The organism is Streptomyces sp. NBC_00322 (assembly GCF_036147535.1).
Lineage (GTDB): Bacteria > Actinomycetota > Actinomycetes > Streptomycetales > Streptomycetaceae > Streptomyces.
In genome coordinates this window covers 5963931-5985874 of the sequence record NZ_CP108019.1, presented here as the reverse complement: position 1 = coordinate 5985874, position 21944 = coordinate 5963931, and the positions used below count along the sequence as shown (strand labels likewise).

Here is a 21944-nt window from a genome sequence, read left to right as displayed (position 1 = left end):
GAAACTTCTCAAACACGCCCTAGCCGGGCAGGCGGCCCGTCCAGTCGCCGCCCGGGATCGGCGTGCCCGTCGCCCGCAGTATCCGGGCCTCGCCCGGCGCCGCGACGTACACCCAGGCCCGTACGGCCGTGCCGTCCGGGCGCCGGACCTCGCGGGCCACCCGCTCGTACAGATTGCGCGGGTGGCCCGGCGCGACGCACTCCTCCAGCCGGTCGAGTACGGCGAGCAGTTCCCCGTACTCCCCCGGCGCCGCCGTCACCACCGCGCCCGCGACCGTGCCCCCACCGGGTTCGAGCAGGGCGTAGGGATAGCCGGGGCCTTCGTACAGCACCGCGTCCGCGAGCACCGCGGGCTCCTCGGCGGCGGTGCGGCCGTGCAGAAACAGATCGTGGTTTCTCTCGCCCGGACGCAGCGTGCCGTAGACGAAGAACGGAAGCTCCTCCCCGGAGCCCTCCCCGAAGCCCGGTCCTCTCACGGCGCCACGGTCTCCGCGTCAATCCACGCGAGATACGCCGCGCCGCCGCCCACCACCGGCGTCGCGATGATCTCCGGCGTCTCGTAGTCGTGTGCCGCGATCAGATGCGCCTCCAGCGCCGGATAGCAGGCCTCGGTCGTCTTGAAGAGGACCTGCCACTCCTCCGCGGTCTCGATGGCGTTCTTCCAGCGGAAGACGGAGGTGACGGGCGCGGAGATCTGCGCGCACGCCGCCAGCCTCGCCTCCACCACGCCCCGCGCGAGCCGCTCGGCCTTCTCAGCGCTGTCGGTCGTGGTCAGTACGGTGAGTACGGTCAGTGCCTGGGCCACCGACTATCTCCTTCGGGTCCAAGGGCCACTCGGTCAGACCACCGTACGCACGGCTGACACACACCGTCCCGGCAGCCCCTTTCACGCTTGTCCGTACGGGTGCGCCGACTTGGCCGTGCGCAGCGCGTTCCCCCACCACGCAAGCTGGTCGAGCATCGCCTTGGCCGCCGCATCGCAGGCCGCGGGGTCCTTGTGCCGTCCCTCGCCGTCGAAGTGCGTGGCCGCGTTGTGGAAGGAGACCGTGTCCCGGACGGTGACGGCGTGCATCTCGGCGAAGACCTGACGCAGTTGCTCGACGGCGCGCAGGCCCCCGGAGATTCCGCCGTACGAGACGAAGCCGACGGGTTTGGCCTGCCACTGGGCGAAGTGCCAGTCGATCAGGCTCTTGAGTGCGGCGGGGAAGGAGTGGTTGTACTCGGGAGTGAGGACGACAAAGGCATCGGCGGCGGACAGCTTTGGCGAGACCTTCGCGAGCGCGGCCCGCGCGGCCGGGCCGGGCTGGTAGGAGAGAGCGGTCGGCAGGTCCAAGTCGGCGAGATCGATCAGGTCGGCGGCGAAGTCGTCGCGCCCGGCGGTGCGGGAGAGAAACCAGTCGGCGATGACGGGGCCGAAGCGGCCTTCGCGGTTGCTGGAGAGGATGACGGCAAGCCTGAGAGGTGCGCCGTTTTCGGGCGTTGTGAGGTCCATGCCGAGGAGACTCGTACGTCAAGGTTGGTTGAGGTCAAGCGGATCCCAGGGTCACGTTGGGTTAACTCGAACGGGTGAGCCCCTGCCGTAGCCCGGTCGTCGCGGCAGCGCGTCACTACCGTTGGAGCTCTCACAGCCCTGCGTACGAGCACTCGGAGGACTACCGTGACGACCATGATGGAACGGCCGACACCGATAGACGCACCGTGTTCCGGAGACTTCGAGAGCCTGCTCCGGACCGTGGAGGAACTGGACACACCTGACGGCTACAAGGCCGAGCTCATCCGGGGGAAGATCGTCGTGTCGCCGTGGTCCAAGCTTCGCTACAAGAAGCCGATGAAACTGCTCCGTCGACAGCTCGAAGCCCATGCCCCCGACGGGCACGACGCGGACACGGCTCCGTTTCTCTTCAGCTTCTCTCATTCCGAGCGCGCCTTCGGACCCGATCTCCACGTCGCCGACGAAGCCGCGTTCGATGCCGACGGCCGCCACGCCGACGGAGAAGCGCTGTCCCTCGTCGCCGAACTCACGTCGGTCTCCACCAAGGACGCCGACTGGCAGGACAAGCTGGAGGCGTACGGCAGGCAGGTGCCGGTGTATTTGATCCTCGACATGCAGGCCGAGGAGATCGCCGCGTTCTGGGACCCCTCCCCGCAGGGGTACCGGTCCCGCACCACGGTGTCCTTCGGAAAGCCGCTGCACGTACCCGCGCCGTTCGACTTCGACCTCGACACCACCGGCTTCGCCGCGGAGTCCGCCGAGCCCGCCGAATAACCCCCGCACCGGGCCTCGCCGCGCGCGGCGTCACCCGTTCAGCGCGTCCGGCATCTGATTGCCCATCACCCGCGATGACCTGCGGCAACGCATCCTGTCCAGCGCGACACGCCGAGCCGGACACACAAATCTGATTCCCCATCAGCAGGCGGGCGCGACGGGCTGCGCCTTACCTCTGAGAGAAGAACGAGCACCTCGCACCACCGCGCTTCTCGGAGGATCACCATGCGCACCACCGCCCGCCTGCTGGCCAGTACCGCGCTGGCGGCCGCCGCGATAGGACTCGGCGTCCACCCGGCGTACGCCTGGGACTTCGGCACGCTGGAGGTCTTCCCGTCCATCGCCAACCCGGGCGCCGTCATCACCGTGAGCACCACCGCCTGCGGCCCCGGCGGCCATGGTGTCGGCGACGCGCGCGCTCTGGGCGCCGGCGAGTTCCGTCTGGCGCCCGGGACGCACAAGGAGGTCGCGGTCGGTCAGTTCACGATTCCCGGGCACACCCATGCGGGGACCTACGCCATCACGGTGAGCTGCAAGAACGGCCGACAGGCCTCGGGCGACGTGACCGTAGAGCACCACGGCTGGCCGAGTGGTCATGTGAACACCGGCGTCGGAGGCAGCGTGGGCCCCGACACCACCAAGATCGCGGCGGGCGCGGCCATTCTGGCCGCGGCCGCCGTCGGCGGGACCGTGCTCCTGCGCCGCCGGGCGAGCGGCGCGCAGGGCAGCTGACGGAGCGGTTTCCACCGTTCCGGTACCGCCGTGTCCCCGCTCCCGGCAGGCCCCGAGCCTGCCGGGAGCGGGCGAGATGTTCCGGAGGACCGATGAGCGCCACGGGCAGGGGCAAGGGCTGGGCCATAGCCGTCGCCGTCTGCGCCGGCGTGTGGCTGGTCCAGAACGGCTCCATTGATGTGGCCCCGCCGGTCCCCTCCGCCGCGGAGGCCTTCGCGGCCGGTCCCGACTACCACACGGACGCAGCCGCCGACCCGCTGCCGCCGTCCGTGCCCGTACGCCTTCGCATACCCGAGATACGCGTCGACGCCCCGGTCATGCCGCTGGGCCTCGCCAGGGACGGCAGCCTGGAGGTGCCGCCCGCCGCCGACCGCAACCTCGCAGGCTGGTGGCGGGACGGCACCACCCCGGGCGCCAAGGGCACCGCGATCGTCGCCGGACACGTCGACAACGCACGCGGTCGGTCGGTCTTCTACAGCCTGGGCGCGCTGAAGAAGGGCCACCGGATCGAGGTGACCCGCACGGACGGCCGCACGGCGGTCTTCACGATCGACGCGATCGAGGTGTACGACGCGGGCTCGTTCCCCGACGAGAAGGTGTACGGGCCCAAGGACCGGGCCGAGCTGAGGGTGATCACCTGCGGGGGCGGCTTCACCGAGAAGACCGGCTACAAGGGCAATGTGGTGGCCTTCGCGCATCTCATCGGGGTGCGCGAGCCGAAGACGAAGGTCTAGGCCGTCCACCGGAAGAACGGCGGCTCAGGCCGTCCACTGGTCGAAGGCGAGCTTCGCGACCAGCGAGAAGACCACGACGAGCAGCACTCCGCGGACGAACTCGCTGCCCTTGCGCAGTGCCATCCGCGCGCCGAGCATGCCGCCCGCCAGGTTGAACACCGCCATCACCGCGGCCAGTTGCCACATCACCGTGCCCTGGTAGGCGAACATCGCCAGGGCCCCGCCGTTCGTGCAGATATTGACGATCTTGGCGGTGGCGGACGCGGTCACCAGGTCGAGATGGAGTACGGCGGTGAGCGCGAGCACCAGGAAGGTGCCGGTGCCGGGCCCGACGAGCCCGTCGTAGAAGCCGATCCCGCCGCCGACGAGCACGATCGCGGCGATCGTACGGGTGCGGGTGACGGTCCGCCGCTCGGCGTCGGTGGCGGTGCCGAAGGCGGGGCGCAGCATCACAAAGGCGGCGACGCCGAGCAGTACCACCATGATCACGGGCCTCAGTACGTCGCTGCTGATCCCGGCCGCGAAGAACGCGCCGCCCATCGAGCCCGCGAGCGCGGCGAGCCCGATCCCTACCGCGGTCTTGACCTCTACGGGGGCCTTGCGCACATAGGTGATCGCGGCGCCCGACGTGCCGACGATGGCCACGGCCTTGTTGGTGCCGAGGATCTGCGCGGTCTGCACATGGGGCAGGCCGAGCAGCATGGCGGGCAGAAGCAACAGCCCGCCACCGCCGACCACCGCGTCGATCCAGCCGGCCGCAGCGGCGGCGAGGCAGAGGAAGACGAGCGTGGTCAGCGATATGTCGGGCATGCCCGCGACCCTACGGACGTGATGCGTGTGGCGTCCATCGATCCCGGGAGAGTTGAGCGACGTCTGAGGTTCCGGGGGCGCCGATCAAGCCGACGGCCCGGTGGGCCTCGATCCGATCACCACCGTGGCGTACAACTCCTCGGAAACAGCCACCGTCGGGATCAGCCCGCTGCCGCTGAAGGCCTCAACGGCGAGGGGCGCCTGACGCTCGCTCGTCTCCACCAGCAGACAACCGCCCGGCGCCAGCCACCGCGGCGCATCGGCCGCGACCCGCCGCAGGACGTCGAGCCCGTCCGCGCCGCCGTCGAGCGCGACCAGCGGCTCGTGTTCGCGGGCCTCCGAGGGCAGCAGTCCCACCTCTTCGGTCGGTACGTAGGGCACGTTGGCGGCCAGCACATCGATACGGCCCCGCAGCGCGGCGGGCAGTGCCCCGAACAGGTCGCCCTCGTACACCCGGCCGCCGGCGGCCCCGACATTGCGCCGGGCGCACCGCACCGCGACGGGGTCGACGTCGGCCGCGTACAACTCGACCTGCCCCAGCGCCGCGGCCAGCGCGACACCCACCGCGGCGGATCCGCAGCACAGGTCGACGACGACGGCCCCGGGGCGGGCGAGGGCCACGGCCTGGCGGACGAGGAATTCGGTACGGCGGCGCGGTACGAAGACCTGGGGGTCCACGGCCACTCGCAGACCGCAGAACTCGGCCCAGCCGAGGACATGTTCAAGGGGCAGTCCGGCAATGCGCCGGTCCACCATGGAGGCGAGATCGGACGGCGTCGGTGCGGTGGAGAGGATCAGTTCCGCCTCGTCCTCGGCGAAGACGCAGCCGGCGGCGCGAAGCCGGGTCACGATGGCGGAAGGAGTCAGAGATGACGGTGAAACCGGCATGGGAGCCTTTCGGGAAACCGAAGGGCGCGCTCGGGAGGGGCGGTCACCTATGCGGGAGGGACCGCGGGTCCCTGAGATGAGAGCACCCGGACTGCGACAGCGGTAATGGGTCTCACCTCCTTGGTAGGTCCACGTCGTGTGGAGACGGCAACCTTACCGCCTGCGGCGGGCTCGTTCCCCTACCCGCCCCTTCCCGAACTGGGGCTCCGCCCCAGACCCCGTACGCGCTTCGCGCGTGTCCTCAAACGCCGGACGGGCTGAATGCGTGGCCCAGCCGCACATTCAGCCCCGTGGGGGTCCCCCCGGACGAAGTCTGGGGGAGTTTGAGGCGCGGGGGGTCCCGGGCAGCGCCCCCGGTACCCCAACCCCTCACACCCCCCACCCCGCCGCGCTGAGCGCAGCGTTCCCCCCGGGAAACAGCCCCGCACCTGCGAGGTAACACCGACCCCGCACGCTGCGGGTATGGCATCTGGAACCGTGGTGATCGGCAGCGGGACGGCAGGCGCGCGGCTCGCGCGGCAGCTCGTCGCCGTCGGCGCGCCCGTCACCGTGATCGGTGAGGAGCCGCACGCCCCGTACAACCGCCTGCTGCTCGCGGAAGTGCTGGCGGGGCGCTACGCCCCGGAGGTGATCGCCCTGCCCGCCGTACCGGTGCGCCAGGGCGTGCGGGCAAGTGCCATCGACCGGGAGCGCCGGCTGGTGCTCTGCGAGGACGGGACTCCGGTGCCGTACGACCGGCTGGTCCTCGCGACCGGCTCGAACCCCGTGCTGCCCGCGCTGCGCGGGATCACCCAGGGGCTCCCGGACGGCGTGCATCCGTTCCGTACGCTCGATGACTGCGCGGCCCTGTCCGCCGCTGTACGTCCCGGGATCCGGGCCGTCGTCGTCGGCGGCGGGCTGCTCGGTGTCTCCGCGGCGCGGGCGCTGGCCGAGCGCGGCGCGAAGGTCGTGCTGGCCCAGCAGGGCGAGCACCTCATGGAGCGCCAACTGGACGTTTCCGCCTCGCAGTTGGTCCGCGCGCACCTCGAAGCGATGGGCGTCGAGGTCCACACCGAGTGCCGGGTGCGCGGACTGCGCGGCACGGATGTCGAGCTCGCCGACGGATATGTCCTGGACGCGGAGCTCGTCGTCCTCGCCTGCGGGGTCCGCCCGCGGACCAAGCTCGCCCAGGACGCCGGGCTCGACGTCGGCAAGGGCATCGTCGTCGACGACGAGCTGCGCACCTCCGACCCGTACATCCACGCCGTCGGCGACTGTGCCGAGCACGAGGGACGGGTGTACGGACTCGCGGGTCCGGCCCTCGAACAGGCCGATGTGCTGGCCTGCCTGCTCACCGGGAAGCCCGCCCGCTACACGGGCACCCGCGCACTGACCCGGCTGACCCTGAGCGGTCCCGGCGCACTCGATCTCGCCGCGTTCGGCGACCCGACCCCGCGCCCCGGGGACGACGTCGTCCAGCTCGCCGACGCCACCCGCGGCGCCTATCGCAAGGTCGTCGTCCGCGGGGACCGGCTCGTCGGCGGGGTGCTGCTCGGCGATCTCGCCGCGGTCGGCGCGCTCGCCCGGGCCTGGGAGGGCGACGAGGCCCTGCCGGAGACGGTCCCCCTGCTCCACCTGCTCACCAATGATGGAGGCCTCTGACATGCCCGCTATGACCACCCCCACGACTCCCACGATCGTGGTCGTCGGCCATGGCATGGTCGGCCAGCGATTCCTGGAGGCACTCACCGAGCGCGGCGTGGCCGGGCGGGCGCGGATCGTCGTGCTGTGCGAGGAGCCTCGCGCCGCCTACGACCGGGTTCAGCTGACCTCGTACTTCTCCGGCCGTACGCCCGACGAACTCTCCCTCGTCGAGGGCGACTTCATAGAGCGGCACGGTATCGAGCTGCATCTGGACGACCCGGCCGAGACGATCGACAGGGACGCGCGCACGGTCACCTCGCGCGCCGGTCGCACCTTCACGTACGACACGCTCGTCCTTGCCACCGGCTCGTACCCCTTCGTGCCGCCGGTGCCGAACAAGGACGCCGAGGGCTGTTTCGTCTACCGCACGATCGAGGATCTGCTGGCGATCGAGGAGTACGCCAAGACGGCCCGCACGGGCGCGGTCGTCGGCGGCGGACTGCTCGGTCTGGAGGCGGCCGGCGCGCTCAAGGGACTCGGGCTCAAGACGCACATCGTGGAGTTCGCACCCCGGCTGATGCCGGTACAGGTCGACGACGGCGGCGGCGCCGCGCTGCTGCGCACCATCGAGCGCATGGGGCTGACCGTCCACACGGGCACCGGCACACAGGAGATCACCGTCGACGAGGCGGGCGCCGTGAACGGCATGGCCCTGTCGGACGGTTCGGTCCTGGACACCGATCTCGTCGTCTTCTCGGCGGGTGTGCGGCCCCGGGACCAGCTCGGCCGTGATGCGGGTCTCGCGATCGGCGAGCGCGGCGGCATCGTGGTCGACGAGCAGTGCCGTACCTCCGACCCCGCCGTGTTCGCGATCGGCGAGTGCGCGCTGGCGTCGGACGGCCGGGTGTACGGACTGGTCGCGCCCGGCTACGAGATGGCCGAGACGGCGGCGGCCACGATCACCGAGGAAGCCCGCAGCTTCACCGGCGCCGACATGTCCACCAAGCTCAAGCTCCTCGGCGTGGACGTGGCCTCCTTCGGCGACGCGCACGGCGCGGCGGACGGCTGCCTGGACGTCGTGTACTCCGACTCCCGCTCCGGGGTCTACAAGAAGCTGGTGATCGGCAGCGAGGGCGAGCTCCTCGGCGGCGTACTGGTCGGCGACGCCGACGCGTACGGCATGCTGCGCCCGCTCACCGGCTCCGTCCCGCCGGTAGCGCCCGAGCAGCTCGTGATGCCCGCGGGGATCGGCGCCCCGGCGGCGCTCGGCCCCTCCGCGCTGCCCGACGACGCGGTCATCTGCTCCTGCCACAACGTCACCAAGGGCACCATCCGCGGCGCGGTCACCGAGCACTCCTGCACCACCGTGCCCGAGGTGAAGAAGTGCACCAAGGCCGGGACGGGCTGCGGCAGTTGCGTCAAGGTGCTCGGCCAGCTGGTCAACGCCGAGCTGGAGGCATCGGGCGTCGAGGTCGACAAGGGCCTGTGCGGCTGCTTCGGGCAGAGCCGCCAGGAGCTGTACGAGATCGTGCACACGCTGCGCCTCACCTCGTACCAGGAGATCCTGGACCGGCATGGCCGGGAGGCGGCCCGCGGCGGCAACGGCTGCGAGATCTGCAAGCCGGCCGTCGCCTCGATCATCGCCTCGCTGGCCCCGACGATCGGCGCGGGCGGCTATGTGCTGGACGGCGAGCAGGCCGCACTCCAGGACACCAACGACCACTTCCTCGCCAATATGCAGAAGAACGGCTCGTACTCGATCGTGCCGCGCATCCCCGGCGGTGAGATCACCCCCGAGAAGCTGATCGTGATCGGCGAGGTGGCCCGCGACTACGGCCTCTACACGAAGATCACGGGCGGCCAGCGGATCGACATGTTCGGCGCCCGGGTGGACCAGCTGCCGCAGATCTGGGCCCGGCTGGTCGACGCGGGCTTCGAGTCGGGGCATGCGTACGGCAAGGCGCTGCGCACCGTGAAGTCCTGTGTGGGGCAGACCTGGTGCCGCTACGGCGTACAGGACTCGGTCAAGATGGCCATCGACCTGGAGCTGCGCTACCGGGGCCTGCGCTCCCCGCACAAGCTCAAGTCCGCGGTCTCCGGCTGCCAGCGCGAGTGCGCGGAGGCGCAGAGCAAGGACTTCGGCGTCATCGCCACGGCCAACGGCTGGAATCTGTACGTGGGCGGCAATGGCGGCGCGACTCCGCGCCACGCCGATCTGCTCGCCCAGGATCTCTCCGACGCCGAACTGGTCCGGCTGATCGACCGGTTCCTGATGTTCTACATCCGTACCGCGGACCGTCTTGAGCGCACCTCGACCTGGCTGGAGCGGATCGAGGGCGGCCTCGATCACGTACGGGACGTGGTGGTCCATGACGCGCTGGGCATCTGCGCCGAGCTGGAGTCACTGATGGCGGACCATGTCGCGAACTACCGCGACGAGTGGTCCGAGACCATCAACGACCCGGAGAGGCTGCGCCGTTTCGTCTCCTTCGTCAACGCGCCCGACATCCCGGACCCGACGGTGAAGTTCGTGCCCGAGCGCGACCAGGTCAAGCCTGATCTGCCGCTGCTGTCCATCCGTCCGCTGGAAGCCCTGGAAGGTACTGCCGCCCGATGACGATCGCCCCCGAGAAGACGCAAACGCAGGTCCGACTCCGTGTGGGCCAGGAGTGGTTCGCACTGTGCGCGCTGTCCCTGCTGACGCCGGGCCGCGGTGTCGCGGCTCTCCTGCCCGACGGCACCCAGGCGGCGGTGTTCGTGGACCGCGAGGGCGCGCTCTACGCCATCGACAACCGGGACCCCTTCACCGGCGCCCAGGTCCTCTCACGCGGCCTGCTCGGCTCGGCGGCCGCCGGCCCCTTCGTCGCGTCGCCGCTGCTCAAGCAGCGCTTCGACCTGCGGACGGGCCGCTGTCTGGACGACGATGCGGTGTCGGTGACGGCGTACGAGGTGCGCGTGGGGTGAGCCATGCCCGCTGCCTTGCCTGACATCCGCTGACGCGGGAGGGGCAGCCGGATCAGATCTGGGCGCCGACTGTGGCTCCCGGGCCCGTTCGTTCATAGGCTGAACTCAACCCAGTTTCCCTATTGAGGAGTTCAGCCATGTCGGGCTGGAACGCGAGCGACATACCGGACCAGGACGGGCGCACCGCCGTCGTCACCGGGGCCAACAGCGGCATCGGACTCATCACGGCACGGGAGCTGGCCCGCCGCGGCGCGCGGGTGATTCTCGCCTGCCGCAGCGAGGCACGCGGCAAGGAGGCCGAGGCTCACATCGCGGGCCGGGTGCCGGGCGCGAACGTGGAGTTCAGCCCGCTGGATCTGGCGGACCTCTCCTCGGTACGGGAGTTCGCGGCCCGCTACCCGTACGACAGCCTCGATCTGCTCATCAACAACGCGGGCGTGATGGCCCTTCCGTACGGGAAGACGGCCGACGGCTTCGAGAGGCAGTTCGGCGTCAACCACCTCGGGCACTTCGCGCTGACCGGACTGCTGCTGCCGAAGCTGCTGAAGGCGCCGGGTGCGCGGGTGGTGAGCGTGTCCAGCTTCATGCACGCCATGGCAGGCGTCGACATGGGCGATCTCAACAGCGAGCGCCGCTACAGCCCGTGGACCGCCTACTCCCGCACCAAGACGGCGAACCTGCTCTTCGTGCACGAGCTGGCCAGGCGGCTCGCGGCGGCAGGCTCCGGGATCGTCGCTGCCGCCGCCCACCCCGGCTACTCGAACACCAACCTGCAGACCGCGGGGGCGCGGATGGAGGGCAAGAAGGCGAAGGAGCAGTTCATGGCTGTCGGCAACCGGCTCTTCGCGCAGTCCGCCGAGTCGGGCGCGCTGCCGACGCTGTACGCGGCCACCGCGCCCGGTGTGCGGCCCGACTCCTTCACCGGGCCGCGGCTGCTCGGCTGGCGCGGTGCGCCCGCGCCGTCGTGGCGGCTCAAGTGGTCGAAGAACGACGCGACGGGTGAGCGGCTGTGGGTCGCCTCCGAGCAGCTCACCGGTGTGACGTACGAGGGCCTCGCGTCCCTCACGTCCTGAGACCGCGTCCGGCGGCGGAGCCGTGGCGATCACGGTCAGGGCTCGGTGACTGGACCGCTCTACGTCACCATGTGTTGACGTGCTGTCAATTCAGCACTCCTAGGTTCCGGTAGCGCGCTACCCCGGGTCGTCGGCCGACGTCCCGGGGCGGTCACCACCCTCACCTGGAGTGACAGTGGAACGTCGCAATTTCCTGCGCGGAGCGGTCATCGGCACATCCGCCGCCGCCTTCGGCGGCACGCTGATGCGGGGCGCCGCCTACGCGGCTCCCGCCCAGCCGGGCCCCGGTCCCTACGGGGCTCTCGGCGCGGCGGACGCCAACGGCATCCAGCTGCCCAGCGGGTTCAGCAGCAGGGTGATCGCCCGGTCCGGCCAGCGGGTCGGCTCGACCTCGTACACCTGGCACAACGCCCCCGACGGCGGCGCCTGTTTCACCGACGGCTCGGGCTGGATCTATGTCTCCAACTCGGAAATCAACCCCTCGGGCGGCGCGAGCGCGGTCAGGTTCTCCTCGGCCGGCGCGATCACCGGTGCCTACAGAATCCTCTCCGACACCCGCCAGAACTGCGCCGGCGGCAAGACACCGTGGAACACCTGGCTCTCGTGCGAGGAGGTCAGCCTCGGATACGTCTACGAGACCGACCCGTACGGCGTGAACGCCGCCGTGCGCCGCTCCGCGATGGGCAGGTTCAAGCACGAGGCCGCTGCCGCCGACCCGGTGCGCAAGGTCGTCTACCTGACCGAGGACGAGTCCAACGGCTGCCTGTACCGGTTCATCCCCACCACCTGGGGCAACCTCGCCTCCGGCACCCTCCAGGTGCTCGTCGCGGGCTCCGGCACCTCCGGCTCCTTCAGCTGGCAGAACGTGCCCGACCCGGACGGCTCGCCGACCACGACCCGTACCCAGGTCTCCGGCGCCAAGCACTTCAACGGCGGCGAGGGCTGCCACTACGCCAATGACACCGTCTGGTTCACCACCAAGGGCGACAACCGGGTCTGGCAGCTCAACCTCGCGAGCAGCACCTACGAGCTGGCCTACGACGACTCGCTGGTGGTCGGCGGCGGCGCCCCGCTGACCGGCGTGGACAACGTCACCGGCTCGTCCTCCGGCGATCTCTTCGTGGCCGAGGACGGCGGCAACATGGAGATCTGCGTCATCACGCCCGACGACGTGGTGGCGGTGTTCCTGCGGATCAACGGCCAGTCCTCGTCCGAGATCACCGGACCGGCCTTCTCCCCCGACGGCACGCGGCTGTACTTCTCCAGCCAGCGCGGTACGAGCGGCTCCTCGTCGGACGGCATCACGTACGAGGTGACGGGCCCCTTCCGGGCCTAGGGCCTGTCGTCTGGATCAGGCCGGATCAGCCCGCGGCCTCCGCTGTGGCGCCGCCCCTGAGAAGGGCGGCGCCCAGCGGGGTGACCGTGTGCAGGACGGCATTGCCGTGGCGCAGTGTCACCACCAGGCCCGCCTCGCGCAGGACCGCCGCGTGCTGGCTGGCGGAGGCGAGCGACACCCCTGCCCTGCGGGCGAGTTCACTTGTCGTACAGCCGTAGCGGATCGCCTGCAGGACGACCGAGCGGGTGTGGCCGACGAGCTTGCCGAGCGAGGGGTCGCCCGACTCGCCGAAGGCCGGCGCGCAGCTGTGGGCGGCGGGGTAGACGAGCACCGGCGGGAGCCCGGTGTCGCGGTATACCACCGGGGTGCCGCGGCAGAAGAACGACGGCTGGAGCAGCAACCCCCTCCCGTCCAGATGCAGTTCGCGCTCCGCGGGATAGTCGGCCTCCAGAACCGGCGCCCGCCAGCGCAGCACCGGCGGCAGTGAGGCGAGCAGTTCTCCGGCGCCGCCGTCCAGCAGCGCGCGGCCGCGCACCGCGCGGTCCGCCTCGACCGTCGCCTGGATGTGCGGCCAGTACGGTTCGATGGCGGCCCGGTGGTAGCTGCGCAGCGCGCCGACGAGACCGGCGAGCGCCTCGGGTCTGCCCTCGGCGAGGGCGGAGAGCCGGCCCGGCAGCACGGGCGTGGTGGCCCGTCCCGCGGCCGCCAGGGCGAGTTCGGAGTGCAGCCGGGCGGGCGGGGTGGCCCGCAGGGCTTCCAGGCCCGCCTCCAGCCCGCCGGCGCCCTCGGGGGGCGTCAGAAAGTCGGGGAAATAGCCCCGCGGCGGAACCAGCGCGGCCAGCAGGCGTGTTTCACCACTCAGCCGGACCCGGGTTTCCGCACGCCATTCGCCGAACATCAGCGCGCGCCGGCGCTCCCTCAATCGATGAAAGCTAAGAATCGTTTCCCACAGAACATCCGGTCTGGCCGCCATCCGAACTCTGGCTAGGTCATCCCCAGTGAAATGGATACGCAGCACTGAACCCCCACTTGTTGCATCCGCAATCGCCCCCACCACTGAGTATGCATGCAATCACAGGACGTTACCACGGTGTTTCAGCCACAGTTGAAACGCCTCGCGAGGGTTGGGTGCCAACCGAAAGGCTGTACGACGTCGGGCAGGAAATCTTCTGTCTCCGATGGACGCAGCGAAGACCGTGGGGGGCTTTGCGCGTCCGGCGGCGGGCGACAGAGGGTTGCGGCTCCCTGTCCGGCACGGGTAATGGGGCGCGGCCTGTGGATGGGGATCCACAGGCCGCGCTCCGCCCGTTGTTTGCGCAGTAAATGGCAAAAATTCGATTCATGGTAACGGTCCGGAATTCAACATGGACTTTCCGGCAAGCGTGAAATAAGCGGAAGAGGCGGACGCCCCGCACAGGCGCCCGCCTCTTCCGCTTCTGTGTTCCGGAGCCGCCACCGGGTCGGTGAGGGTGAGGGTTACCGATCTCCCGGGGGCCGAGGCCCCCAGCAGACCGGTGACGGCTCCGGCGTCCTATCGGGAGTCGCTGCCCTTCGACTCGGCCGCCGCGCGGCCGGCCTCCAGGCGCGCCACCGGGATCCGGAAGGGCGAGCAGGACACGTAGTCGAGGCCCACCTCGTGGAAGAAGTGCACCGACTCCGGGTCGCCGCCGTGCTCACCGCACACGCCCAGCTTCAGGTCGGGGCGGGTGGCGCGACCGGCCTCGACGGCGCTGCGTACGAGCGAGCCGACGCCGTCCCTGTCGATCGTCTCGAACGGGGAGACCCCGAAGATGCCCTTCTCCAGGTACGCGGTGAAGAAGCTCGCCTCGACGTCGTCGCGGGAGAAGCCCCACACCGTCTGGGTGAGGTCGTTCGTGCCGAAGGAGAAGAACTGCGCGGCCTCGGCGATCTGACCGGCGGTCAGAGCGGCGCGCGGCAGCTCGATCATCGTGCCGATGGTCAGTTTGAGGTTGGTGCCGGTGGCGGCCTCCACCTCGGCGATGACCTGGTCGGCCTCCTCGCGGACGATCTCCAACTCCTGGACGGTGCCCACGAGCGGGATCATGATCTCCGGGCGAGGGTCGCCCTTGGCGTTCTTGCGCTCGGCCGCGGCCTCGGCGATCGCCCGTACCTGCATGGCGAAGAGACCGGGGATGACCAGGCCGAGGCGTACCCCGCGCAGGCCCAGCATCGGGTTCTGCTCGTGCAGCTTGTGCACGGCCTGCAGCAGCCGCAGGTCGTTCTCGTTGGCGTCCTTGCGGGACTCGGCGAGGGCGACGCGTACCGACAGCTCGGTGATGTCCGGTAGGAACTCGTGCAGCGGCGGGTCCAGCAGCCGCACGGTGACGGGCAGTCCGTCCATCGCCTCGAAGAGCTCGACGAAGTCCTTCTTCTGCAGCGGCAGCAGGGCACCCAGCGCCTGCTCGCGCTCGTCGTCCGTGTCGGCGAGGATCAGCCGCTCGACCATCTCGCGGCGCTCGCCGAGGAACATGTGCTCGGTGCGGCACAGGCCGATGCCCTGCGCGCCGAAGCGCCGTGCGCGCAGCGCGTCCTCGGCGTTGTCGGCGTTGGCCCGTACGCGAAGACGGCGCACGCGGTCCGCGTAGGCCATGATCCGGTGCACGGCGGCGACCAGCTCGTCGGCGTCGTCGGCGCCCGCGTGCATCCGGCCCTCGAAGTACTCGACGACCGGGGAGGGCACGACCGGCACCTCACCGAGGTAGACCTTGCCGGTGGAGCCGTCGATGGAGACGACGTCGCCCTCCTCGACGAGGGTGCCGTTGACCGTCATCCGGCGGCGCTTGGTGTCGACCTCGAGGTCCTCGGCGCCGCAGACACAGGTCTTGCCCATACCGCGTGCGACGACGGCGGCGTGCGAGGTCTTGCCACCACGGCTGGTCAGAATGCCCTCGGCGGCGATCATTCCGTCGAGGTCGTCGGGGTTGGTCTCGCGGCGGATCAGGATGACCTTCTCGCCGGAGCGCGACCACTTGACCGCGGTGTACGAGTCGAAGACGGCCTTGCCGACGGCCGCACCCGGGGAGGCGGCGATACCGCGGCCGAGCAGGTCCGCCTTCGCGTCCTCGTCGAAGCGCGGGAACATCAGCTGGGCGAGCTGCGCGCCGTTGACGCGCTGCAGCGCCTCGGCCTCGTCGATCAGGCCCTGGTCCACGAGCTGGGTGGCGATACGGAAGGCCGCGCCCGCGGTCCGCTTGCCGACCCGGGTCTGCAGCATCCACAGCTGGCCGCGCTCGATGGTGAACTCGATGTCGCACAGGTCCTTGTAGTGCGTTTCGAGGGTCTCCATGATCTGCATCAGCTGGTCGTACGACTTCTTGTCGATCGTCTCCAGCTCGGCGAGCGGCACGGTGTTGCGGATACCCGCGACGACGTCCTCGCCCTGCGCGTTCTGCAGGTAGTCGCCGTAGACGCCCTGGTGGCCGCTGGCGGGGTCACGGGTGAAGGCGACGCCGGTGCCCGAGTCGGGGCCGAGGTTGCCGAAGACCATGGAGCAGATGTTGACGGCCGTGCCGAGGTCGCCGGGGATGCGCTCCTGGCGGCGGTAGAGCTTGGCGCGGTCGGTGTTCCAGGACTCGAAGACCGAGCGGATCGCGAGATCCATCTGCTCGCGCGGGTCCTGCGGGAAGTCCCGGCCGGCCTCGCGGGCGACGGTCTTCTTGAACTGCTTGACCAGCTTCTTGAGGTCGGCGGCGTCGAGGTCGGTGTCGACGGTGACCTTCTTGGCGGCCTTGGCCTCGTCGAGCGCTTCCTCGAAGAGTTCGCCGTCGACGCCGAGGACGGTCTTGCCGAACATCTGGATCAGGCGGCGGTAGGAGTCCCAGGCGAAGCGCTCGTCACCGGACTGCTTGGCGAGCCCGACCACCGACGCGTCGGAGAGGCCGATGTTGAGGACGGTGTCCATCATGCCCGGCATGGAGAACTTCGCGCCCGAACGTACGGATACGAGAAGGGGGTTGTCGGCCTGGCCGAGCTTCTTGCCCATCGACTGCTCGAGGGCGTCGAGATGGGCGCTCACCTCGTCGCGCAGCGCCGAGGGCTCCTGGCCGCTCTCGAGGTAGACCTTGCACGCCTCGGTGGTGATCGTGAAGCCCGGAGGGACAGGCAACCCGAGGTTGGTCATCTCAGCGAGGTTCGCGCCCTTGCCGCCAAGCAGGTCCTTGAGGTCCCTGTTCCCCTCGGTGAAGTCGTAGACGAACTTCTGATCTTTATTTTCCGACACGGGTCTCGACTCCTCGAGGACTCGGTGGCTGCCCTGACGGCGAGGAACATACCCAGATCGAAGGCGCCTGGGTACGTCCACTTGCCCGTCATGCGGCTGTAACCACACGTCCGCCACCAGATCGAAAGTAACTGGCGAGTAGAAAACCTTTCACCCTCCGAAGAGGGCTTGACTCAAAACAGACCTTCGCCGCTCGAATGAGCACCCAATGCTGCGGTTGAGTTCAAGACTTGAACATCCGAAGGGTGGCACTCCGTGCCACCCTTCGGGAGGTGGATCCATTCAGAATCGCTCATCTGAGCGTACCCCTTATCAGGGGTGGCGAGAATCACGCGGCCGAAGAGCCTTCCGTCCCATCATCCGGACCCCTGTCCCGGGCCGCAACACACCGGCTCTCAGGACGAAACACACCGGCTGAGCAGCGCAAGATCCACGTCCTCCAGGCTCTCGGCGAAGACCCGTCCCCGGGACGCGGGTACCGGCAGCAACGACGGCACCACCAGCACCGGGCATCCCGCGGCCTGCGCGGACGCACTTCCGTCCGGAGAGTCCTCCACGGCCACACAGGCCCCGGGAGCAGCACCGAAACGCTCGGCGGCCGCCCGGTACGGATCGGGATGCGGCTTGGTCCGTACGGTGTCGTCGGCCGAGATCGTGAAGGAAAACGGCACATCGGCCAGCGCGCCCGCGACCACCGAGTCGACGACGATCCGGGGCGACGCGCTCACAAGAGCAAACGGCACCCGACGCTGCTCCAGTTCGGCCAGCAAGCGCCGTACGCCGGGCCGCAGCGGGGCCCCGGCCTCCACCCGCCCGTGGAAACCGGTGGTCAGCGCCGCCGCCACCGCGGTGGCACTCAGGGCCATCCGGTCCGGGTCATCACCTCCTGCGACCCGTATCAGATGAGCGGCCGTGTCCTCCACGGCGCGGCCGACGACCTCGGGAGCGTCCGCGTCCGTCAGCCGGTGGCCGAGCGAGGCGGCGACCTCCTCGGTCGCCTCCCACCACAGCACCTCGGTGTCGACGAGCGTGCCGTCCATGTCGAAGAGGACGGCGGCAGGCAGGTTCACCGCGCCGCCGGGACGACGAGGACGGGCCGCTGCGCCAGACCGACCGCAGCACGTACGCCGGGAGTCAGCGCTCCCGCGTCCCGCGAGGGCAGATCGGCCTTGACCGAGCTGCCGTCCGGCAGGTCGAGCAGCACCCTGGTGACCGAGCCGAGGAAGGATGCCGAGACGACGGTGGCCTCGCCCCGCGGGTCGGCCGCGACGGTGACGTTCTCGGGGCGTACGAGCACCTCGACCTCGGTCGTCTGCGGTGCGTCCCCGTCCACGGGCAGCCTGCCGCCCGCCGCCTCGACGAGTCCGTCGTCCGCCATCCGGCCGGGCAGCCGGTTCATGGTCCCGACGAACTCGGCCACGAACGCGGTCGCGGGCCGCTCGTACAACTCGGCGGGGGCCGCGCACTGCTCGAGCTTTCCGGCGTTCAGGACGGCGACCCGGTCCGCCATGGACAGGGCCTCCTCCTGGTCGTGCGTCACGAAGATCGTGGTGATGCCCAGGGAGAGCTGCAGGCGCCGGATCTCCTCGCGCAGGCTCAGGCGCACCTTGGCGTCCAGCGCGGACAGCGGCTCGTCCAGCAGCAGCACGCGCGGCTCAAGCGCCAGGGCGCGGGCCAGGGCGACGCGCTGCTGCTGGCCGCCGGACATCTGGTGGGGGTAGCGGTCGCCGTGCTCGGGCAGGCCGACGAGGGCGAGGAGTTCGGCTGCGCGGGCGTTGCGCGTGGCGGCGGGCACCTTGCGTACGCGCAGGCCGAAGGCGACGTTGTCGCGGGCGCTGAGGTTGGGGAAGAGGCTGTACGACTGGAAGACCATGCCCGCGTCCCGGCGGTTTGCCGGAACCCGCGTGATGTCCTCGCCGTCGACCAGGACCTCGCCCGCGTCGGGGTGTTCGAAGCCCGCGACGACACGCAGGGCGGTGGTCTTTCCGCAGCCCGAGGGGCCGAGCAGGGCGATCAGTTCGCCCGGCTCGACGGTCAGGTCGAGCCCGTCGAGGGCGACCGTGGAGCCGAAGGCCCGGCGCAGGCCGCGGAATTCGACCCGGGCGCCGGTGGTGGTGGCGGACCCCTCGGCCCGTTCCACGACGGCTGTTGCTGTTTCCGGCATGGCTAGTCCTTGCTGGTGGAAGGGGCGGCGGCTGCGGCGTTCGCGGTCCGGGTGCCGTTCCCCGCGCGGGAGAGGAGCAGCAGCAGCGCCCAGGTGATCAGAAGACTGAGGATGGAGACGGCCACAGACATCCGTGCCTGTGCGCCGGAGACGGTGACGATCCACACCGCGAAGGGCTGGAAGCCGAGCAGCGCGGCCACCGTGAACTCGCCGAGCACCAGGGCCAGGGTGAGGAAGGCGGCTCCGGCGAGCGAGGTGCGCAGATTGGGCAGGATGACCCGCAGGATGACGTGGGGCCAGCTCGCCCCGCAGTTGCGGGCCGCCTCGACCAGTGTCGGCACGTCGATCGCGCGCAGCCCCGCGTCGAGGGAGCGGTAGACGAACGGCAGAGCCAGCACCGTGTACGCGAAGACGAGGACGAGCGGGAAGTTCTCGTCCTGGACCGCGATGAACGTCTGGTAGAGCGGGGTGCGGGACAGATGGTCCGGGCCCCAGCGCAGGACCGTGCTGATTCCGGTGACCAGCGCGATCGGCGGCACCACCAGCGGCAGCATGCACACCACTTCGACGACGGGCCGCAGCCTGGGCGCTCCCAGCCGTACGGCGACCAGCGCGGGCACCGCCAGCACCAGGACGAGCGCGATGGTGGCAGCGGCAAGTCCGAGCGAGAGCAGCAGACTGTCGGTGAAGCCCTCGGCGGAGAGGATCCCGGTGTACGCCTCGAGTGAGAAGCCCTGGCCGGGGGTGTGCACGGTGAAGACGAAGGACGCGACCAGCGGCACCAGGAAGTAGAGCCCGGCGAGGCCGAGTACGAGTCCGCGCCAGACGCGCGGCCTGCGGCTCCCCTTCCGTACCGCGAGTGCGGGCAGGGTCTCGGCGGTGGGCGTCATCGCAGCCATCGGGCGCTCCGTCGCTGGAGGGGAAGGTAGACCGCCATGACGAGACCGGCGATCACGATCATGTCGAGGCTGAGGGCGAGCGCCACGTTCTCCTGGCCGACCAGCACATTGCCGGACAGCGCGTCCGCGATCTTGAGGGTGACCAGCGGTACGGAGCCGCCGACCAGAGCGGCGGCGGTGGCATGGGCGGCGAAAGCGCTGCCGAAGAGCAGGACGAATCCGCCCAGCAACGAGGGCGCGAGGACGGGCAGTCCCACCAGGCGCCAGAACTGCCCTCCGGTGGCCCCGGTGTTCTGCGCGGCCTCGCGCCACTGGGGACGCAGTCCGTCCAGCGCCGGGATGATCACGAGCACCATCAGCGGGGTCAGGAAGTAGAGGTAGACGACGGCGAGTCCGGTGAAGGAGTAGAGGTTCCAGCCGAGGCTCTCCAGGTCCGCGAGCTGGGTGACCACACCGGAGATGCCCGCGGTCGCGATGAACGCGAACGCCAGGGGCACACCGCCGAAGTTGGCCAGTACCCCGGAGGCGGTGAGGGCGGCGCTGCGCAGCCACTGCCTGCGGGAAGTGACGATGGCCTGCGCGATGAACACGCCCGCCACCGATCCGATGACCGCGGTGAGCGCGGAGAGCTGGACGCTGCCGATGAGCGAGCCGAGATAGGGGCCCTGCAGTGAGCGCTGGAGATGCTCACCGGTCACTGAAGTGGCGCCGGTGGCCTGGTCGGTGCGGGTGACCGCGCCCTGCAGCAGGGCGGCGACGGGCAGGCCGAAGCACACGCCCGTGAAGAGGAGCAGCGGGAGCGTCGCGAGCCAGGTGCGCGGCCCGCGCCGCCGGCGGCGGATTCCGCCGGCGGGCCCGCTGGGCGACGAGGAGGGTACGGGCATCAGGAGAGGGCCTTGTCCCAGTTCTCGGCGAGGGTGGCCTTGGCCTTGTCGAGCTCGGCGGAGGCGGGGAACTTCGGTGTGCCCTCGACCTTGGGGAGCTTGGCGACGAAGCCCTTGTCCGCGCTGCCGTCTGCGGTCATGCCGGGCAGCAGTACCGGACGTGCGTAGCCCTTCAGCCAGAGGTTCTGGCCCTCGGTGCTGTAGAGGAACTCCATCCACAGGCGCGCGGCGGCGGGGTTGGGGGCCTGCTTGTTGATGGCCTGCGAGTAGTACTGCGCGTAGACGCCGTCGCTGGGGACCGAGACCTTCCAGTCGACGCCCTTGCCGCGGAACTGGTCGGCGTAACCGGCGTTCAGGTAGTCCCAGTCGATGCTGATCGGGGTCTCGCCCTTCTCGACCGTGGCCGGGGTGGACTCGACGGGGATGAAGTTGCCGCTCTTGCGCAGCTTCGCGAAGAAGTCGATGCCGGGCTGGATGTCGGCGAACGAGCCCTTGTTGGCGAGCGCGGCCGCGTACACGCCGCCGAAGGCGGAGCCGGACTTGGTCGGGTTGCCGTTCAGCGCGACCTTGCCCTTGTACTCGGGCTTGAGCAGATCGGCGAAGGTCCCCGGGCAGTTCTTGATCCGCTTGGCGTCGCAGCCAATGGAGACATAGCCGCCGTAGTCGTTGTACCAGCGGGCCTCCGGGTCCTTCTGGTCGTCGGCGATCTTGTCGAAGGCCTCGACCTTGTACGGGGCGAACAGGCCCTCGGCCGCGCCGCTGCGGGCGAAGGCGATGCCCAGGTCGAGGACGTCGGGAGCGCGCTTCTGGCCCTTGCGGGCCTTGACCGCGGCGATCTCGTCGGCGCTGGAGGCGTCCGGGTTCTCGCTGTTGACCTTGATCTTGTACTTGGCCTCGAAGGCCTTGATCAGTTCGCCGTAGTTCGCCCAGTCCGCGGGAAGGGCGATGACATTGAGCCTGCCCTCCTTCTCGGCGGCTGCGACGAGCGCCTTCATTCCGCCGAAGTCGGCGGCCGAGGCACTGGCGCCCGCCCCCACCTTGCCGCCGGCGGCAGCGCCGTCGGGTGCGGCGCCACAGGCGGTGAGGGTGGTGAGCGCGGCGGCGCCGAGCAGTGCGGCAGCGCTGAGGCCAAAGCGTCTGAACACGGTCTCTCCCAGAGACGAGGTGAATGGCACTTGTCTGAACAAGCTGGATTCAGTTCGCCCGGAGCAGCTGTCCGGATCATGAACGGGACATGGCCGTGGTGGATCGTCTTACGGAAGACCAACTCCGCGCCCTGGCCGGTCAGGGCCGGGACACCAGGAAGGAGGACAGTCGCGCTCCGGCGCGGTT

At 70.1% G+C, this 21944-nt stretch carries 20 protein-coding genes; 8 read left to right on the top strand and 12 right to left on the bottom strand.

Going from position 1 to position 21944, the window contains the following annotated elements:
- Nucleotides 1-19: 19 nt before the first annotated feature.
- From OG905_RS27345 to OG905_RS27335, 3 genes are all read right to left on the bottom strand, one after another.
- Nucleotides 20-475 carry a gamma-glutamylcyclotransferase family protein gene (locus OG905_RS27345; RefSeq protein WP_328677945.1) on the bottom strand — a complete coding sequence of 152 codons (456 nt, stop codon included), beginning with the start codon at nucleotides 473-475 and terminating at the stop codon, nucleotides 20-22.
- On the bottom strand, nucleotides 472-804 hold the full coding sequence (gene cutA / locus OG905_RS27340) for a divalent-cation tolerance protein CutA (RefSeq protein ID WP_324984809.1): 333 nt from the start codon (nucleotides 802-804) through the stop codon (nucleotides 472-474). Before cutA ends, OG905_RS27345 begins: the two co-directional genes overlap by 4 nt.
- 81 nt (nucleotides 805-885) lie before the next feature.
- Nucleotides 886-1491 carry an NADPH-dependent FMN reductase gene (locus OG905_RS27335; protein WP_328677944.1) on the bottom strand — a complete coding sequence of 202 codons (606 nt, stop codon included), beginning with the start codon at nucleotides 1489-1491 and terminating at the stop codon, nucleotides 886-888.
- Nucleotides 1492-1665: 174 nt separating this feature from the next.
- Here OG905_RS27335 and OG905_RS27330 point away from each other — a divergent pair, with 174 nt between their 5' ends.
- The 3 genes from OG905_RS27330 to OG905_RS27320 all read left to right on the top strand — a co-directional run bounded on the left by OG905_RS27330 (nucleotide 1666) and on the right by OG905_RS27320 (nucleotide 3731).
- Nucleotides 1666-2265: a Uma2 family endonuclease gene (locus tag OG905_RS27330; protein WP_328677943.1), complete on the top strand. Its 600-nt coding sequence runs from the start codon at nucleotides 1666-1668 to the stop codon at nucleotides 2263-2265.
- 225 nt (nucleotides 2266-2490) lie between these two features.
- Nucleotides 2491-2997 (top strand): hypothetical protein, encoded by a 507-nt coding sequence (locus tag OG905_RS27325; protein ID WP_328677942.1) that lies wholly within the window; start codon nucleotides 2491-2493, stop codon nucleotides 2995-2997.
- A 92-nt stretch (nucleotides 2998-3089) separates the two neighbouring features.
- A complete protein-coding gene (locus OG905_RS27320; RefSeq protein ID WP_328677941.1) occupies nucleotides 3090-3731 on the top strand; it encodes a class F sortase in 642 nt (213 codons plus the stop codon).
- A gap of 24 nt (nucleotides 3732-3755) precedes the next feature.
- Here the strand turns inward: OG905_RS27320 and OG905_RS27315 are convergent, their stop codons facing one another.
- Both OG905_RS27315 and OG905_RS27310 read right to left on the bottom strand, forming a co-directional pair.
- Nucleotides 3756-4541, bottom strand: a complete 786-nt coding sequence (locus tag OG905_RS27315; RefSeq protein WP_328677940.1) for a sulfite exporter TauE/SafE family protein — start codon at nucleotides 4539-4541, stop codon at nucleotides 3756-3758.
- A gap of 84 nt (nucleotides 4542-4625) precedes the next feature.
- Complete coding sequence (locus tag OG905_RS27310) at nucleotides 4626-5429, bottom strand: putative protein N(5)-glutamine methyltransferase (protein ID WP_328677939.1); 804 nt, start codon at nucleotides 5427-5429, stop codon at nucleotides 4626-4628.
- Nucleotides 5430-5891: 462 nt separating this feature from the next.
- Between OG905_RS27310 and OG905_RS27305 the strand changes: the two genes are divergently transcribed.
- The 5 genes from OG905_RS27305 (at nucleotide 5892) to OG905_RS27285 (ending at nucleotide 12425) form a co-directional block, all read left to right on the top strand.
- Nucleotides 5892-7070 carry an NAD(P)/FAD-dependent oxidoreductase gene (locus OG905_RS27305; RefSeq protein ID WP_328677938.1) on the top strand — a complete coding sequence of 393 codons (1179 nt, stop codon included), beginning with the start codon at nucleotides 5892-5894 and terminating at the stop codon, nucleotides 7068-7070.
- Nucleotides 7071-7080: 10 nt separating this feature from the next.
- Nucleotides 7081-9669, top strand: a complete 2589-nt coding sequence (nirB, locus tag OG905_RS27300) for a nitrite reductase large subunit NirB (protein WP_328677937.1) — start codon at nucleotides 7081-7083, stop codon at nucleotides 9667-9669.
- Complete coding sequence (nirD, locus tag OG905_RS27295; RefSeq protein ID WP_328677936.1) at nucleotides 9666-10016, top strand: nitrite reductase small subunit NirD; 351 nt, start codon at nucleotides 9666-9668, stop codon at nucleotides 10014-10016. The genes nirB and nirD overlap by 4 nt, the downstream gene beginning before the upstream one ends.
- Nucleotides 10017-10153: 137 nt before the next feature.
- Nucleotides 10154-11089 (top strand): oxidoreductase, encoded by a 936-nt coding sequence (locus tag OG905_RS27290; RefSeq protein ID WP_328677935.1) that lies wholly within the window; start codon nucleotides 10154-10156, stop codon nucleotides 11087-11089.
- A gap of 175 nt (nucleotides 11090-11264) precedes the next feature.
- Nucleotides 11265-12425 carry an alkaline phosphatase PhoX gene (locus OG905_RS27285; RefSeq protein WP_328682643.1) on the top strand — a complete coding sequence of 387 codons (1161 nt, stop codon included), beginning with the start codon at nucleotides 11265-11267 and terminating at the stop codon, nucleotides 12423-12425.
- 25 nt (nucleotides 12426-12450) lie between these two features.
- Here OG905_RS27285 and OG905_RS27280 read toward each other — a convergent pair whose 3' ends face one another.
- The 7 genes from OG905_RS27280 to OG905_RS27250 form a co-directional block, all read right to left on the bottom strand.
- On the bottom strand, nucleotides 12451-13443 hold the full coding sequence (locus OG905_RS27280; protein ID WP_328677934.1) for an ArsR/SmtB family transcription factor: 993 nt from the start codon (nucleotides 13441-13443) through the stop codon (nucleotides 12451-12453).
- A gap of 513 nt (nucleotides 13444-13956) precedes the next feature.
- Nucleotides 13957-16665, bottom strand: coding sequence for a pyruvate, phosphate dikinase (gene ppdK, locus OG905_RS27275; protein ID WP_328677933.1), 2709 nt, complete (start codon nucleotides 16663-16665; stop codon nucleotides 13957-13959).
- Nucleotides 16666-17060: 395 nt separating this feature from the next.
- Nucleotides 17061-17735: an HAD family hydrolase gene (locus tag OG905_RS27270; protein WP_328677932.1), complete on the bottom strand. Its 675-nt coding sequence runs from the start codon at nucleotides 17733-17735 to the stop codon at nucleotides 17061-17063.
- Nucleotides 17732-18829, bottom strand: coding sequence for an ABC transporter ATP-binding protein (locus OG905_RS27265; RefSeq protein ID WP_328677931.1), 1098 nt, complete (start codon nucleotides 18827-18829; stop codon nucleotides 17732-17734). The genes OG905_RS27270 and OG905_RS27265 overlap by 4 nt, the downstream gene beginning before the upstream one ends.
- A 2-nt stretch (nucleotides 18830-18831) precedes the next feature.
- Complete coding sequence (locus OG905_RS27260) at nucleotides 18832-19728, bottom strand: ABC transporter permease (RefSeq protein WP_328677930.1); 897 nt, start codon at nucleotides 19726-19728, stop codon at nucleotides 18832-18834.
- On the bottom strand, nucleotides 19716-20612 hold the full coding sequence (locus OG905_RS27255; protein ID WP_328677929.1) for an ABC transporter permease: 897 nt from the start codon (nucleotides 20610-20612) through the stop codon (nucleotides 19716-19718). Before OG905_RS27255 ends, OG905_RS27260 begins: the two co-directional genes overlap by 13 nt.
- Nucleotides 20612-21757 carry an ABC transporter substrate-binding protein gene (locus OG905_RS27250; protein ID WP_328677928.1) on the bottom strand — a complete coding sequence of 382 codons (1146 nt, stop codon included), beginning with the start codon at nucleotides 21755-21757 and terminating at the stop codon, nucleotides 20612-20614. Before OG905_RS27250 ends, OG905_RS27255 begins: the two co-directional genes overlap by 1 nt.
- Between the last annotated feature and the right edge of the window lie 187 nt (nucleotides 21758-21944).